The following is a 13525-nucleotide window of genomic DNA, read 5'->3' as shown; positions in this document are numbered from 1 at the left end:
GAAGTTACTCCGTGACCAGAGTCATCCCTCTGCACCGGCTGCAGGTCCCCCGAATCCGGGCCCGCGCAGTTCCGGCGTCCGCCTACCTGGATGGACCGAGCCTCGTGAGGTTCGCAACCCGCGGGACCTGGCCTGCGCGCAGGAGACTCCCCCGGACCCCGGCGCCCGCACCGAGCTCTCCTGCAACGACCTCCACGCCAGCGGCGATGGCCGGCGGGGTGAGGGCGTCGATTGCCTGTCGCACAGTGCTGATCATCGACGCAACGGCCTCCGATCCGTCGTCTGAGATGACGACGGCCGTCGGATTGAGCAGGGTGCAGACGCTGGCGATGGAACCGGCGAACCCTCGCGTTGCCGGTAGCCGTCCGGCGATCCCGACCCCTCCCCGGTACACCCTCCCGTTCAGGACGATTCCCACCTCGTCCGGCTCAGCCGGGTGACAGAGGACGAAGTTCTCGTGGCATCGTCCGGTACCGAGGTGGAGTTCTCCGTAGGTCGCCAGGTAGATCCGGCTGTCAATCTCCACAGCGGTGTCGCCCAGGCGGTCGGCCAGTCTCCTGCCGAGACGGTGCGGCGCCGAGCGGAGAGCTGCGCGAGACCCGCCATCGAGCAGGCGGGCACGACTCGAGGACAGTCCGGCGACGACTCCGGAGAGCGCGCTCACCTGCCGGGCTTGGCACAACGCTTCGAGCCCGTCGCACGCCAACTCGGCTTCGTCCCCTCCTCTCCCGGGTTCGAGAGTGATGGTCGACGTCGTCAGGACTCTGCCGCGCGCGTCCCCGATCGCGATATCGATCCGGTCGGCTCGGAAGCTGATGGCCGCGCCGACGGACGGGGCGACAGGGACGCGGAAGACTCGAGGTGGTCGGCCACTTCCCGTTCCTGGCCCTTTGGGCGGCCGTTCCCCTTCGACGATCCGCCCCGAGTCGAGAAGGCGGGCGACCGCGTGGCCCACCGTGCTGGCGGGAAGACCGCTGCGGGCCACGAGAGCAGGGCGGGTCATGGAGGTCGATTCCTGGATGAGCCGGTAGATGTGCTCCATGGCCCAGTCTCTGGGGGACGCCATGTCGACGGCTGGGCTCAAGGAGGCCTCCTTGGGGCGTTGTGGGGAGAGGGAGTGCGATTCGCGTCCAGCCGATCCGCCGTTGGCCTCGGCGCTGCAGCCGACGGCGGTACCGGGACGGGCACCCGGTACCGCCGTGACTCACTCGCGACTCACTCGATGTGAGCTCGATCGGATCAGCTCACGGTGATGGCGGTCATCCTCTCGGTGCGGGTCGCGCTGCTGTTGAGGCTGAGGGTCCGCTGGCCCGTGGCCTTCACCCACTGGTCGGCTTCGCTGTCCCAGTACTGCAGCTGCCGCAGCGGCACGTGGATCTTCACGTACTTGCTGTGGTGCGCCTTGATCGTGACCCGGTCGAAACCGGCAAGCGCGGTGCTGGCGAACTTCACCCCCGACGGGACGTCACGAGGCCTGCCCAGGTAGACCTGCGGCACCGCGTCACCGGTGCGGCTACCGTTGTTGCTGATCCGCACGTACACGTTGAGGCCACCGTCGCCCGCCTTGCGCACCTTGAGCGAGGAGTAGCTGAACTTCGTGTACGACAGGCCGTAGCCGAACGCGTACAGCGGGGTCTGGTCCTCCTTGTCGAAGAACCGGTAGCCGACGTTCAGTCCCTCCGAGTAGGTCGTCACCGGGCAGTTCCACGGATTGGCGATGCCACCGACGAAACCACACGACTCGCCGACACCTGCGCTTGCCCGCTCGGGGTGGTCGTCCTGGTGGGCGAGTTCCTGGCCGATGCTCTTCGGCCAGGTCATCGGCAGCTTGCCACCGGGGTTGACCTTGCCCTGCAGGACATTGGCAGTCGCCCAGCCACCACGGTCACCGGGGAACCACATCTCGAGCACACCCTTGACCTTCGACAGCCACGGCATCGCGATCGGCTGGTTGTTGTTCAGCACGACCACCGTGTTCGGGTTCGCCGCCGCCACGTCCTCGATCAGCTGGTCCTGACCCTCCGGCAGCGCCGAGGACAGGTCGCCCTCCTGAGTCGCGTACGCGAACACCACCGCAACCTTGGCGGCCTTCGCAGCATCGATCGCCGCCTGGCGGTTCGCCGTCCGCTGCGACGGAGTCACCCAGGACAGGCGGATCTGCACGGCGTCGTTGCTCTTGTCGAGAGCGTTGCTGAGTTCGATCGTGTGGTCGCCCTCGGTGAGCGTGACCTCGTACCGGAAGTTCGCGATGTTGTCGGTCGCCGGCATGGGGCCGTTCCCCTCGTTGGCGTGCAGGGCGCCATAGCGGGCACCGCCGCCAAAGCCGCCGCCGCCGTAGGAGTTGCCGTCGATCTTCATCGAAGCGGTGCTGCCGAGGACGCCGACGTTGATCCAGTACTTGCCGTCCTCCGGGGCGGTCAGCGTGCCCTTCCAGCTGTTGACGCTGCCTGCGGGCAGGGCGTTGCCCTTCTCGTTGGTGAACCACACCTGGTCATCGACCGTGGTGTCACTGGCCCCGGTCGTCGTCCGGACCAGACCCGGCTCATCGTCATGGGACAACGCCGACGCCGGGACCGGCTCCCCGGTCATGTCGTTGGCGACCGCGTAGGACACCTTCTTGGTTCCCAGCCGCTTGGCGAGGACGTCGTAGGTGCCGACCTGCTGCTCGGCCGCGATGCCCCCGGACTTCTCGCCGGTGCCGTAGGTGGCGATCGTCTGACCCGCGCCCGGCCCGATCAACGCCACCGTCTTGCTCGAACTCAACGGCAGGATGTTGCTCTCGTTCTTCAGCAGCACCGCCGCCTGCTCGGCCGTCTCCTCGATCACTGCATTGTCGTAGCGACGGTTCTCGGCGGTCACGGCGTGCTTCGGCGCCTTGTCCAGAAGACCGAACCGGTCGTAGGTGTACAGGATTCGACCCACGGCCGTCGTCACCTGGGCCTCGGTCACGGAACCGGCGTCGATCGCCGCCTTGACCTTGTCGGGGGTGAAGAAGCTGCTGCCCGGCATCTCCATGTCGAGTCCGGCGGCCAGGTTGTCGGTCGCGTGGGTGCCGCCCCAGTCGGACGTGACGAAGCCGGTGAAGCCCATCTCGTCGCGCAGCGCAGTCGTGAGGAGGTACTCGCTGCCGCACATGCTGATCTTGGCCGAGGTGTCGGTCTCTCCCTTGACGTTGGTGGCGTTGTAGGCGCACATGATGGAACTCACGCCCGCCTGGATCGCGGCGTCGAACGGTGCCGCGTAGACCTCGTGGAAGGTCTGCTCGTCCATCAGGATGTTGTTCGCACCGTCCGCCGCAACGTAGTGCTTGGCCTGCGCCATCGTCCCGTTCTTCTGGATGCCCTTGACCGTGGCGGCCGCCAACCTCGAGGTCAGGTAAGGGTCCTCGCCGAAGGTGTTCCAGGTGCGGGACGCGCTCGTGTCGCGGTTCATGTTGATGAACGGTTCCAGCACGACGTCCTGGCCCAGGGCTTCCGCGTCCTTCCCGATGACCTTGCCGTCTGCGTAGGCGCGGTCGGTGTTCCAGGTCGCCGCCAGGCCCTGAGTCGACACCATTCCGGTTGACTCCTCCTTGGTGACGACGCCGGGCGGCCCGTCGGCCAGGGTGAGCGACGGGATGCCGAGCCGCTCGATCCCGGGCAGGTAGCCGGCCTGGCTCTGGTTCTCGGGATCCGGCGCGGACGACACGGACTTGCCCGTGATCAGCGTGAGCTTCTCGTCCAGCGTCATCTGGGCCAGCAGGCCGTCGACCCGGGAGTTGCCGGTGACAACCGGGATGGCCTCGGCCTGAGCCAAGGAGATCCCTGTCGAAGACAGGACTCCGGCGGACATGGCGATGCTGAGGCATACCGCGCATGCGGCTTTGCGCCACCGGATGGTTGGGGACTTCATGTGGGTCCTTTCTCGGCTCTGAGCCGACCCGGGCTGCCACCACCGTGGTGGCCGTCCATCTGAGCGACGGCGAGTCAGCCCCGGGCGACCCAACTCCACTGGGCGAACAATCAGTTCTGTTTCCGGGCTGAACCATCGTCGCCGGTCACCATATGGTGCCTATTTTGCTCGCGTCAAGGGCAATTCGGAGCCTTCGCACGGTCGCATCTCGGGAGTTCTTCGCGCTTGCTGGCCAGAAGGTCGCGCAAGTCGTAGGATGCGGTCGTGGTCGCCCCAGCTACGGCCGGCAACGAGCAACGTCGCGCCTTTCGCCGCGAGCAGGTACTTCGCCTGCTCGCCACCTTGGGACCCTTGACCCGCGTCCAGATCTGTTCGCTCCTGGAACTCTCGCGGGGAGCCGGCGCCGGGCTCGTTGCCGATCTCTTGGGGGCCGGACTGATCACCGAGTCCGCCGACGATCCTGAGGGCCGCGTGGCCGGCAGGCCGCCGAAGCTGCTCCGGCTCGCGCCGCCACAGGGGTCGTTTCTCGCCGTTTCCCTGGGCCACGACGCCGTCACCGTCGCTGTCGCCGACGGCAGCGGAACGATCAGGTCGCGCCAGAGCCGCCCCTGCGAGCACTTCACCCCGATCGACACACAACTCGCGACCGCGGCATCCCTGGTGGCCGGGCTGGTCGCGGACGACGACGACAGCGAGCGCACAGTGGTCGTCTCGCGGCTGGGCCCGGCGGAGCCGATCGACGGTCTCGAGGTGCTCGGTGGTCGGGTGCTCGTGAACAACGACGCGAATCTGGCCGCCTTCGGCGAACTCACCTTCGGGGCCGGCCAGGGGGCCCGGAACCTGCTCTATGTGCGGGTTGTGACGGCCACGGGTGGAGGCCTGGTGATCGAGGGCCGCATCCATTCGGGGTCCAATGGTCACGCGGGAGACGTCGGCCACCTTCCGATCGAAGGGGGCGACTGGCTGTGCTGGTGCGGCCTTGTGGGGTGTGCCGGGCGGGTCATCAACGGCGATGCAATGGTCCGCGAGCTCCGGGAGGTGTTCCCCCAGGTCACCTCCTTCGCCGACATCGAGAAGGCTGCTGCTCATCGGGTTCCGGTCGTCGAGGTGTTCCTGCGCCGCACCGGACGCAAGCTCGGACGCGCCATCGCAGGACTGGTCGGCGTCGCCGACCTGGATTGCCTGGTGATCGACGGAGCCCTCGGGTCAGCAGGTGCCCCGTTCATCGTCGGCGTCAAGGAGGCCCTCGACGCGTACACCTTCCCGGGGACCTCGCCCCACCTGCGGGTCGAACTCGGCGCCTTCGGTGAGGGCGCGGACCTTCACGGGGCCATCGCCCTCGGAATCGCCGCAGCCACCCCCACGCCCCTGCCCGCCTTTGCGACGACACGAGCCTTTGCGCGGGATATGCGCCAACTGAGCGTCACCTGACCTCCTTGCCACCGGAGCCACCCTTGTTCGACGCGACATCAGCACGGCGCCGCCGTCGCCGCTCAGGACCGACAGCGATGCGCACGGCGTGACCAGAGCGCAACCAGGCAGCGGTCACCCGGGGCCGAAGACCAACCTCACCGGCTATCTCGCGTGGTACGCAACTGCCGTCACCGGCATCTTCCTCGTCTGGGGAGCGGTCGGGAGCATCCTTCTGCCCATCCAGGTACAGGAGTTGGTCTTCCACCAGTGGTTCCGCGGCATCGACGCAGGAGTCGATCTGTCCGCCCTCACCAATCTTCGCGCCCAGCTTCGCGCCGGCGGCGCGACGCCCGTCGGTGACCAGGTTCGCCTCTTGTCGCTGCTGGACGGTTTCGAGACCGAGCGCGCCCAGGACCTCTCGCTCGTCACGTCCATCGGCGTCCTCTGCACAATGCTCGCGCAGCCTGTCGTCGGCCTTCTCTCCGACCGCACAGCCGGGCCCTGGGGCCGCCGCTCGCCGTGGATAGCCGGAGGATCAGTGATCGGCGCCGGCTTCCTGATCGCCCTTCGCTACTCGCCCAGCATCGGCTGGCTCATCGCGTGCTGGTCGATCAGCCAGACCGCGATCAACGTCGCGCAGGGTCCGCTGACAGCCACCATTGCCGACCGGGTTCCCCACAACCGGGTTGCCTCCGCGTCCGCGCTCACCGGAGTCGCGAGCCTGGTGGGGTCACTGGCGGGCTCCTTCCTGGTGGGCACGCTCTTTGCCGTCGCGGGCCTCGACGCCTACTTCCTCCTCGCCGTCGCTCTCGGGGTGCCGTGCCTGCTCTTCGCCCTGACGCAGAAGGAATCCCGTCAGCAGTCTGGCGTACGGCCGGGAAGGCGGACGATCGTCATCGAGCTTCTCGCACCCTTCACACGCCCCGACTACCGGTGGCTCTGGGCCGCGAAGCTCGCCGTCTCCGTCGGGTCCGGCATGACGGCCACCTACTCGCTCTACCTCATGCAGAGCTACATCCAGCCCGCCATGACGGCGCTCGAGGCGGCCCGGACCATCCCCTGGATCACCCTCGCCGCGGCACCCCTGGCCCTCGGCGCCATGCTCGGTGCCGGCCGGCTGGCAGACAGATCGGGCAGGCGTAAGCCGATCGCGATCACCTCGGCTCTCGTCCTGGGCACTGCCTTCCTGGTCCCGTTCGCCTGGCCGACGCTGCCCGCCCTCTTCGTCCAGGGTGTGCTCACCAGCGCAGCCCTAGGAACCTTCCTCGCCCTTGACCAGGCCATGTTCATCGGCATCATCGAGGACCAGCACGACGCTGGGCGCGACCTCGGCCTCAGCGCCCTCGCCGGCAATCTCGGACAGGCGGTGGCACCGATCCTCGGGGGTGCCATCATCGCCGCCACCCACAGCTACGCGCCGCTCTGGGCGGCTGGCGCTGTGCTTGCTGTGGCGGCAGGCGCCTTCATCACCCGGGTCGCGCAGCTTCGGTAGTGGCCTCCTCGCAGGAGGTGCCCGCCGCACACTCGCAGTGCTGAGATCAGGGGAGGTCTTCAGGGCCAGGACCCCCGTGACTGGGGTCACGTCGCGGCGCCGCAGGTCGCATCGCAGGCTGGACTGGTGGATCGCCCGCCCGGGAATCAGTCGAAGAACCCCTGGACGACGTCGACTACCGGCCCGGCGCCCCGCGAGCTGTTGCTCAGCACCGTCGCCGTGGTCCCCGATGCCGGGTCGTGGATGGATCGTGCCGCGACCCCGGCGTCGTAGCCGGCCATGATCAGCTGCGGCCCGGTGGCGTGCAGCCACAGGCCGGCGGCGTAGCGCATGGCCTCCTCGGGCACGTCGTTGCGGGGACGGGTGAGCTCGGCGACGAATTCCGGCCCCACGATCCGGCCGGCCAGCAGGGCCCGCCAGAACCGGTGCAGGTCAGCGACCGTCGTGTACGCGCCGCCGTCGCCGTTGCCGCGCACCGGGAGGTGCAGCACGTTGGTGTGGTTGCCCGCCTTCTCGAAGTAGCCCAGCGCCGCATCGCCGGGGAGGTCGTCGGAGCGCAGGAAGCCGGTGTGGGTGAGACCCGCGGGGACGAACACCTCCCTGTCCACGAACTCGTGGAAGCCGGTCCCGGCGACCCGTTCGATCACCAGCGCGAGCACCATGAACCCCTGGTTGCAGTAGCCGAACCGCTCGCCGGGGGAGAACTTCTGCGGCCGCCCCTCCAGCATCGGCAGGAACGCCGAGGTCGAGGCGAGCACGTGCACCGGCACGGTCAACACGTAGTCGGTGGGCTGCCAGTCGGCTTCCTCGTCGAGGTAGTCACCGATCCCCGAGGTGTGGGTGAGCAGGTGCTCGATCGTCGCCGCGTCGTCGATCAGCGGCAGGTGGTCACCGAGGATCGGGCGCACCGGATCGCTCAGCCGGAGCCGGCCCTGCTCGACGAGGCGCAGCACCGCCAGCGCGGTGAAGGTCTTGCTGCCGCTGGCCAGCGCGAACCTGGTGTCCGGCGTGTTGGGCACCGCCAGTGCCCGGTGAGCGAAGCCGTAGCACCGCTCCAGCACTCGCTCGTCCCCGACGTCGATCGCCACCACGCCCGTGAAGCCGGTTTCGGTCGCTGCGGCGTCGACCGCGCCCTCGTCGATCTGCACGGTCCAGTGTCGCACTCCACCGGTCAGCCGGGCGCGATGGCTGCCAGGGTGGCGCGCGCCCTCTCGGTGATCTCCGGGAACCGGTGCTGGGCGATGGCCTCCGGGGGCGCGACCCAGCTCCCGGCGCACGCCAGCACCTGCGGGATGGCGAGGTAGTCGCCCAGGTTGGCCAGCGTCACGCCGCCTGAGCACAGGTACTCGATTCCCACGAACGGACGCGTGAGCGCGCGCAGCAGCGGCGCGCCACCCGACGTCTCCGCGGGGAAGAAGTTGAACACCGCGACCCCGCGCTCCCGCCCGATCTCGATCTCACTGGGTGCGTTCGCGCCGGGTACCAAGGGAATGCGCCGGGAGCGGCAGTAGTCGACCACGGTGGGGTTGAGGCCGGGCGACACCACGAACGCGGCGCCCGCGTCCATCGCCTTCTCCACGACCGGCGTGCCCAGGACGGTGCCCGCCGCAACCAGCAGCTCGGGGAGACGGGTACGCAGGCGCGCGATGGCGCGCTGGGCCGCCTTCGTCCGGAAGGTGACCTCCACCAGGGAAATCCCGGCTTCCAGGAGCGCCTCACCCAGCGGGAGCGCGTCCTCGGCGTCCTCGATCGTCACCACCGGCATGAACCGGACGGCGCGGAGCGCTGCGGCAACATCGACCGAGGGCATCAGTCCGCCCTCCCGGCCCGGTCCGCACGCGGACGACAGCGTCCGTGCAGGCGTCCGGCCGGCCGGCTCGTCGGCAGCATCATGGACGTCAGACGATCGAGCGGCGGGTGCCGCCATCAACGGACAGCGCTGCGCCGGTCGTGGCCGACGCCTGGCGCGAACAGATGTAGACGACCATGTTGGCGACCTCGTCGGGCGTTGCGGCGCGCCGGAGGAGCTGGGTCGGTCGCTCCGTACGCACGAACTCGTCGATGGCCTCCTGAGGCGTCTGGCCCGGCTTGGCTCCCAGCTTGAAGACGAAGTCGGAGACTCCGTCGCTCGCCGTCGGACCAGGCAGGACCGAGTTCACCGTCACCCCGGTCCCGGCGCACATCTCGGCCAGCCCCCGGGAGACCGCCAGCTGGGCGGTCTTGGTCATCCCGTAGTGCATCATCTCCGGGGGGATCTGGAGGGCTGACTCGCTGGAGACGAAGACCACACGCCCCCAGCCGGCCTCGATCATCGAGGGGAGGTAGGCACGGGAGAGGCGGATCCCGCTCATCACGTTGATGTCGAAGAACCTCGCCCACTCGGCGTCATCGATCTCGAAGAAGGGCCGCGGGTCGAAGATGCCGAGGTTGTTGACGAGGATGTCCGCCCGCGGCACGCGCTCCAGCAGCACGTCCACCCCGACAGCGGTCGCCAGATCGGCGGCCACGCCGGTGACGGCGGCTCCGGGCACAGCGGCCCTGGTGGCGGCCACGGCGCGCGCGACCGTCTCCTCGCTCCGTCCATTGAGCACGACGGCTGCGCCGCTGCCGGCCAGGCCCTGGACGATGGCGAGTCCGATTCCTTGGGTTGATCCCGACACGACGGCCGTCGTGCCGGTGAGGTCGATGTTCATGGTTCGTGTCCCCTAGCTAGATTGCGGTTGACGTCGAGGTTCCTTCAGAGGGCCGGATCCGTTCCACCCTTCACGGCCCAGCGCCGCGGAGGCGGACCCGGAGTCGGTCCGTGCGCGTCTAAATCTCCTCCCCCTTCAGCCACCGTGCGGCGATGACCGCGATGAGGAGGGCACCACCCTGGAAGACCGGCTCGATCCAGAACGGCGCACCGAGCAGCACCAGGCCGGTGGTGCCGACCTGGACGGTGATCACGGCCAGAACGGTTCCCCAGACGTTGAACACGCCCGGCTGGACGGCCGTGGCCCCAAGGAAGGCCGCGGCGTAGGCGGGAAGCAGGAACGGGCTCCCGACGGTCGGGTTCCCACTCCCGAGAATTCCGGCCTGGACGATTCCCGCCACGCCCGCCAGGAAGCCGGCGCCCGCGAACGCCAGGAGCGTGACGTTCTTCACGGAGACACCGCTGAGCCTTGAGGCGTCCTTCGACCCACCGATCGCGTAGAAGTAGCGGCCCAGCGGCGTGCTGGAGAGCAGGTACCACAGGAGGAGCGCGACGAGCGCGGCGTAGACGACCGGCTTGGGGACACCGAGGAAGTCGCCCCGTCCCAGGGCCACCAGGCCTTCGGGGATGTTGGAGTAGAAGACGTTCCCCTGGGTGTAGCCACCGATGAAGCCCGTGATCAGCGCACTCATGGCGATCGTCACGATGAACGAGTTGATGCCGATCCGCGTCACCAGGAGGCCATTGACGAGACCGATGAGGGTCGAGACTCCGACCGCGGCGACGAGCGCAGGGACGAGCGGCCAGCCGGACTGCGACGTCAGGCCCGTGACCAGGATCACCGACAACCCCAGGTTGCCGGCGATCGACAGGTCGAGCTCGCCGACGATCAGCGGCAGCAACAGCCCGAGGCAGAGGATCGTGAGCACTGCCTGGAGGCTCAGCACCGTCGTCAGGTTGGACGCCGTCGCGAACGTGTCGGGACGCAACGCCGAGAAGACGATGACGAAGAACAGCAGGATGACCGGGAGGGCGATGCGTGCCGAGAAGAGCTTCAGCGGCTCGGTCCGCCCTCCTGGCAACCGCACGGTCCGGGTTCGCGCCCCAGCCTGCGGGCCGGAATCGGTGGAGAGTTGAGTGGTCATGCGTCGCTCCCTTGGAGGTCCTTGCCAAGCGGGTCCTCTTGGCTCCCGAAGTAGATGAGCTCGGTGAGTTGTTCGCGGGTGAGGTGTTCGTTCGGAAGGTCGGCCACGAGCGCGCCGTCGCGGATGACCAGGATCCGGTCGCAGACGCTCAGCATCAGATCCAGTTCCGAGGAGATCAGGAGCACGGCCGTCCCGGCCGCCGCCGCTTCGCCGACGAGGTCGAAGATCTCGACGCGGGCACCGATGTCCACGCCCTGGACCGGCTCGTCGAAGACGACCAGCCGGGGTTCGGTGTGCATCCACTTCGCGATGACGACCTTCTGCTGGTTGCCGCCGGAGAAGTACTTGAACGCACGTGACTGCACGGGTGGCTTGACGCCGAAACGGGTGATCAGGTCCGCCACCACTGCTCGTTCGCGCCGCCTCGAGATGCGCCCGTTGCGGAAGAAGGAGGTGACGGCGGGCAGGGTCAGGTTCACAGAGATGGGCAGGTCGAGGACGCCGCCGTCGCGCCGGCGGTTCTCCGGCACCAGGGCGATCCCGTTCCGAAGCCCGGCGCGAGGCGACGTGAGCTCCACGGCGCGTCCCGAGAGCCGGATCTGCCCCGCGGCAGGTGACTGCGCACCGAACAGCATGCGCGCCAGTTCGCTCCGCCCGGAGCCGAGCATCCCCACCAGTCCGACGATCTCGCCCTTGTTGATCGCGAAGGTCACATCCTTCAGCCGGTTGCCACGGAGGTTGGCCACCTCGATCACCGGCTCCGTCGACCTCACGCGGGCCGCCCGCTGCGGAATCTCCACGTCCCGACCGACGATGAGGCGCACGAGGTCGCGCTCGCGCAGGCCGGCACACTCGACCGTGTCGATCCGTCGACCGTCCCTCAGCACGGTCGCACGATCGGCCAGGACGAGGATCTCGTGGAGCTTGTGCGACACGTACAACACCGCAACCCCGGACGCGACGATGTGGCGCACTGCGGCGAAGAGCCTCTCCGCCTCGTCGTCGGGCAGGGCGGCCGTCGGCTCGTCGAGGACGAGCACGCGAGCGCCGGACTCGGCCGAACTCAGCGCCCGGGCGATGGCGACGATCGTCTGGGTGGCAACGGGCAACCTGGAGACGGGACTGTCGATGTCGATGTCGGCGTGGTTCAGGCGTCCGAGCACCTCCAGCGCACGTTTGCGGACGGCACCCCAGCGAATGCGGGAGAGCAGACCGGTGTTGTACCGCTGGCTGATCGCGAAGTTCTCCGCCACCGAGAGGTTCGGGATCAGGCCGAGGTCCTGATGGACGAAGACGAGACCGAGCCGAGTGGCCTGCGCGGGGGTGAGGGGGAGCTCGACCGGCTCCCCTCCGATGGTGATCGAGCCGCCGTCGTCCGGGGAGTGGTAGCCGGCCAGGCACTTGATCAGCGTCGACTTCCCGGACCCGTTCTCTCCCAGCAGGGCGTGGACCTCGCCCGCCCTCAGGTCGAGATCGACGTGGTCGAGCGCCCGCTGCCCGGTGAAGGTCTTGGACAGCCCCCGCACGGCCAGAGCCGTGCGGGAGCTGTCCTCCGCCAGGGCGGATGAGGTCATTCGAGGCCCCAGGCCTTCTTGTAGAGCGGGATGGCGTCGAAGTCGCCGTCCCAGGCCTTCTCCGTCAGGCCTGCGGCGTTCTCCTTGACGACCAGCTTGCCGACGAGACCCTGATCCGCTGCCGGCTGCCCCTGCACGAGCCGGTTGATGTTGTCGACGTGCCCGTAGCCGGCGCGCTGGAAGGCGAACCCGATGCAGGCGTTCTGGATGCCGCCCTCGGCCACGATCTTGGCATTGGCGACGTCGCAGTCCACAGAGAAGGCCTGGGCCTTCGTGGGATCGGCGAGGTTCGCCGGGATCAGGCCCTGGGTGATGACCTGGTTGAGGGCCGCGTCGAACCCGACGAACAGGGTGTTGTAGTCGGGGTGCTGCTTGATCGTCTGGACGACCCGGTTGGGCAGGCTCGTGGCGATGTCGGCAGCGAGGTGCTTGTCCTCGGAGAGGACGGCGCAGCCGCCCCCGGCCGCTGCGCAGTCGGCGATGAACTTCTTGAACCCGGCGATCCGCTGCTGCACCGTCGCGAACTCGTCATCCTCGAAGACGACGGCCTTCACCGGCTGCCCAAACGTCTTCTTCGCGTTGAGGAACGCCTGCTGGCCGAGGAGGTACCCGGCGTCGAAGTTCACTTCGAGCGGCGGGACGATGGCTTGGTAGAGGTCGTCCACGTTGCCCGCCATGTTCGACACGACCACGATGCCGGCGTCCCGGGCAGCCTTGATGTCGGCCTTCACCGCACCGGCGTCGATGGACGTCGTCATGATCGCGTCCACCTTGCTGGAGACGGCCCGCTGGATCGCGGCGGACGGTCCACCCTGGCCCTGCGACGGATCGTCGATCTTCACGTCCCAGCCCAGCAGCTCGCCCGCCTCCTTGGCCGATCGCGCGGACCGTGCGCAGCCCTCGACCGCCATCGAGCAGGGAATGATCACCAGCTTGACGCCCGCCTTGGGAGCCGGGCCCCCGGTCGGGACCGGGGCGGTCTCGGGGGTCTGGGGGGCCTTCGCCGCGTCCACGGCCTTCTGCGCCGTCGCCTCGAACGCTGCCAGATCGGCCGACGCCGCCGTTGCGGTGCCGGTGGCCGGCGCCTGGGAGGCCCCGGACGGCGCGCCCGAGCCTGCGCTGCATGCGGTCAGAAGAAGGCCGATACTCACGACGGCCGCGCCCACACCTGTTCGGAGGCGGACGGTACTCGCGCTGATGGTCATGTCTTGGAACCTCCCGAGCTGCGGAGCGGTCCCGCTGACCGCTGCATCGCGTGGGACCAGATTGGCAGTATTTTCTGGCGTTGGTCAACACTATCGCGGAAATTTTTACCTGA

Annotated in this window: 10 protein-coding genes; 2 read left to right on the top strand and 8 right to left on the bottom strand. The window is 68.5% G+C overall.

The window, feature by feature from the left end:
- Window positions 1–82: 82 nt before the first annotated feature.
- Together ACFQQJ_RS14810 and ACFQQJ_RS14805 are read right to left on the bottom strand one after the other, a co-directional pair.
- Window positions 83–1084: a hypothetical protein gene (locus ACFQQJ_RS14810; protein WP_377107622.1), complete on the bottom strand. Its 1002-nt coding sequence runs from the start codon at window positions 1082–1084 to the stop codon at window positions 83–85.
- A 155-nt stretch (window positions 1085–1239) separates the two neighbouring features.
- Window positions 1240–3795, bottom strand: a complete 2556-nt coding sequence (locus tag ACFQQJ_RS14805) for a beta-glucosidase (RefSeq protein ID WP_377107620.1) — start codon at window positions 3793–3795, stop codon at window positions 1240–1242.
- 360 nt (window positions 3796–4155) lie between these two features.
- Here ACFQQJ_RS14805 and ACFQQJ_RS14800 point away from each other — a divergent pair, with 360 nt between their 5' ends.
- Both ACFQQJ_RS14800 and ACFQQJ_RS14795 read left to right on the top strand, forming a co-directional pair.
- Window positions 4156–5322, top strand: a complete 1167-nt coding sequence (locus ACFQQJ_RS14800) for an ROK family protein (protein ID WP_377107618.1) — start codon at window positions 4156–4158, stop codon at window positions 5320–5322.
- Window positions 5323–5410: 88 nt separating this feature from the next.
- The gene (locus tag ACFQQJ_RS14795; protein WP_377107616.1) at window positions 5411–6796 is read left to right on the top strand and encodes an MFS transporter; all 1386 of its coding nucleotides are present in this window, start codon (window positions 5411–5413) and stop codon (window positions 6794–6796) included.
- A 146-nt stretch (window positions 6797–6942) separates the two neighbouring features.
- Here the strand turns inward: ACFQQJ_RS14795 and ACFQQJ_RS14790 are convergent, their stop codons facing one another.
- The 6 genes from ACFQQJ_RS14790 to ACFQQJ_RS14765 all read right to left on the bottom strand — a co-directional run bounded on the left by ACFQQJ_RS14790 (window position 6943) and on the right by ACFQQJ_RS14765 (window position 13412).
- Window positions 6943–7944, bottom strand: coding sequence for a serine hydrolase domain-containing protein (locus ACFQQJ_RS14790; RefSeq protein ID WP_377107614.1), 1002 nt, complete (start codon window positions 7942–7944; stop codon window positions 6943–6945).
- A 23-nt stretch (window positions 7945–7967) separates the two neighbouring features.
- Window positions 7968–8606 (bottom strand): bifunctional 4-hydroxy-2-oxoglutarate aldolase/2-dehydro-3-deoxy-phosphogluconate aldolase, encoded by a 639-nt coding sequence (gene eda, locus ACFQQJ_RS14785; protein WP_377107612.1) that lies wholly within the window; start codon window positions 8604–8606, stop codon window positions 7968–7970.
- Between the two features lie 88 nt (window positions 8607–8694).
- Window positions 8695–9489 carry an SDR family NAD(P)-dependent oxidoreductase gene (locus ACFQQJ_RS14780; protein WP_377107610.1) on the bottom strand — a complete coding sequence of 265 codons (795 nt, stop codon included), beginning with the start codon at window positions 9487–9489 and terminating at the stop codon, window positions 8695–8697.
- 118 nt (window positions 9490–9607) lie between these two features.
- Window positions 9608–10633, bottom strand: a complete 1026-nt coding sequence (locus ACFQQJ_RS14775; protein ID WP_377107608.1) for an ABC transporter permease — start codon at window positions 10631–10633, stop codon at window positions 9608–9610.
- Window positions 10630–12207 (bottom strand): sugar ABC transporter ATP-binding protein, encoded by a 1578-nt coding sequence (locus tag ACFQQJ_RS14770; RefSeq protein WP_377107606.1) that lies wholly within the window; start codon window positions 12205–12207, stop codon window positions 10630–10632. The genes ACFQQJ_RS14775 and ACFQQJ_RS14770 overlap by 4 nt, the downstream gene beginning before the upstream one ends.
- Window positions 12204–13412 carry a sugar ABC transporter substrate-binding protein gene (locus ACFQQJ_RS14765; RefSeq protein WP_377107604.1) on the bottom strand — a complete coding sequence of 403 codons (1209 nt, stop codon included), beginning with the start codon at window positions 13410–13412 and terminating at the stop codon, window positions 12204–12206. The genes ACFQQJ_RS14770 and ACFQQJ_RS14765 overlap by 4 nt, the downstream gene beginning before the upstream one ends.
- Window positions 13413–13525: the final 113 nt, after the last annotated feature.

The sequence above is a fragment of the Propionicimonas sp. T2.31MG-18 genome, from assembly GCF_964266745.1.
GTDB lineage: Bacteria > Actinomycetota > Actinomycetes > Propionibacteriales > Propionibacteriaceae > Propionicimonas.
Note: the sequence above shows the minus strand (reverse complement) of the source record. Positions and strands in the feature narration are given on the sequence as shown.

What these genes read in the sequence shown, in the direction of transcription:
- ACFQQJ_RS14775 (WP_377107608.1), bottom strand. Translation starts at nt 10,633, where the DNA reads ATGACCACTCAACTCTCCACCGATTCCGGCCCGCAGGCTGGGGCGCGA.
- eda (WP_377107612.1), bottom strand. Translation starts at nt 8,606, where the DNA reads ATGCCCTCGGTCGATGTTGCCGCAGCGCTCCGCGCCGTCCGGTTCATG.
- ACFQQJ_RS14770 (WP_377107606.1), bottom strand. Translation starts at nt 12,207, where the DNA reads ATGACCTCATCCGCCCTGGCGGAGGACAGCTCCCGCACGGCTCTGGCC.
- ACFQQJ_RS14765 (WP_377107604.1), bottom strand. Translation starts at nt 13,412, where the DNA reads ATGACCATCAGCGCGAGTACCGTCCGCCTCCGAACAGGTGTGGGCGCG.
- ACFQQJ_RS14780 (WP_377107610.1), bottom strand. Translation starts at nt 9,489, where the DNA reads ATGAACATCGACCTCACCGGCACGACGGCCGTCGTGTCGGGATCAACC.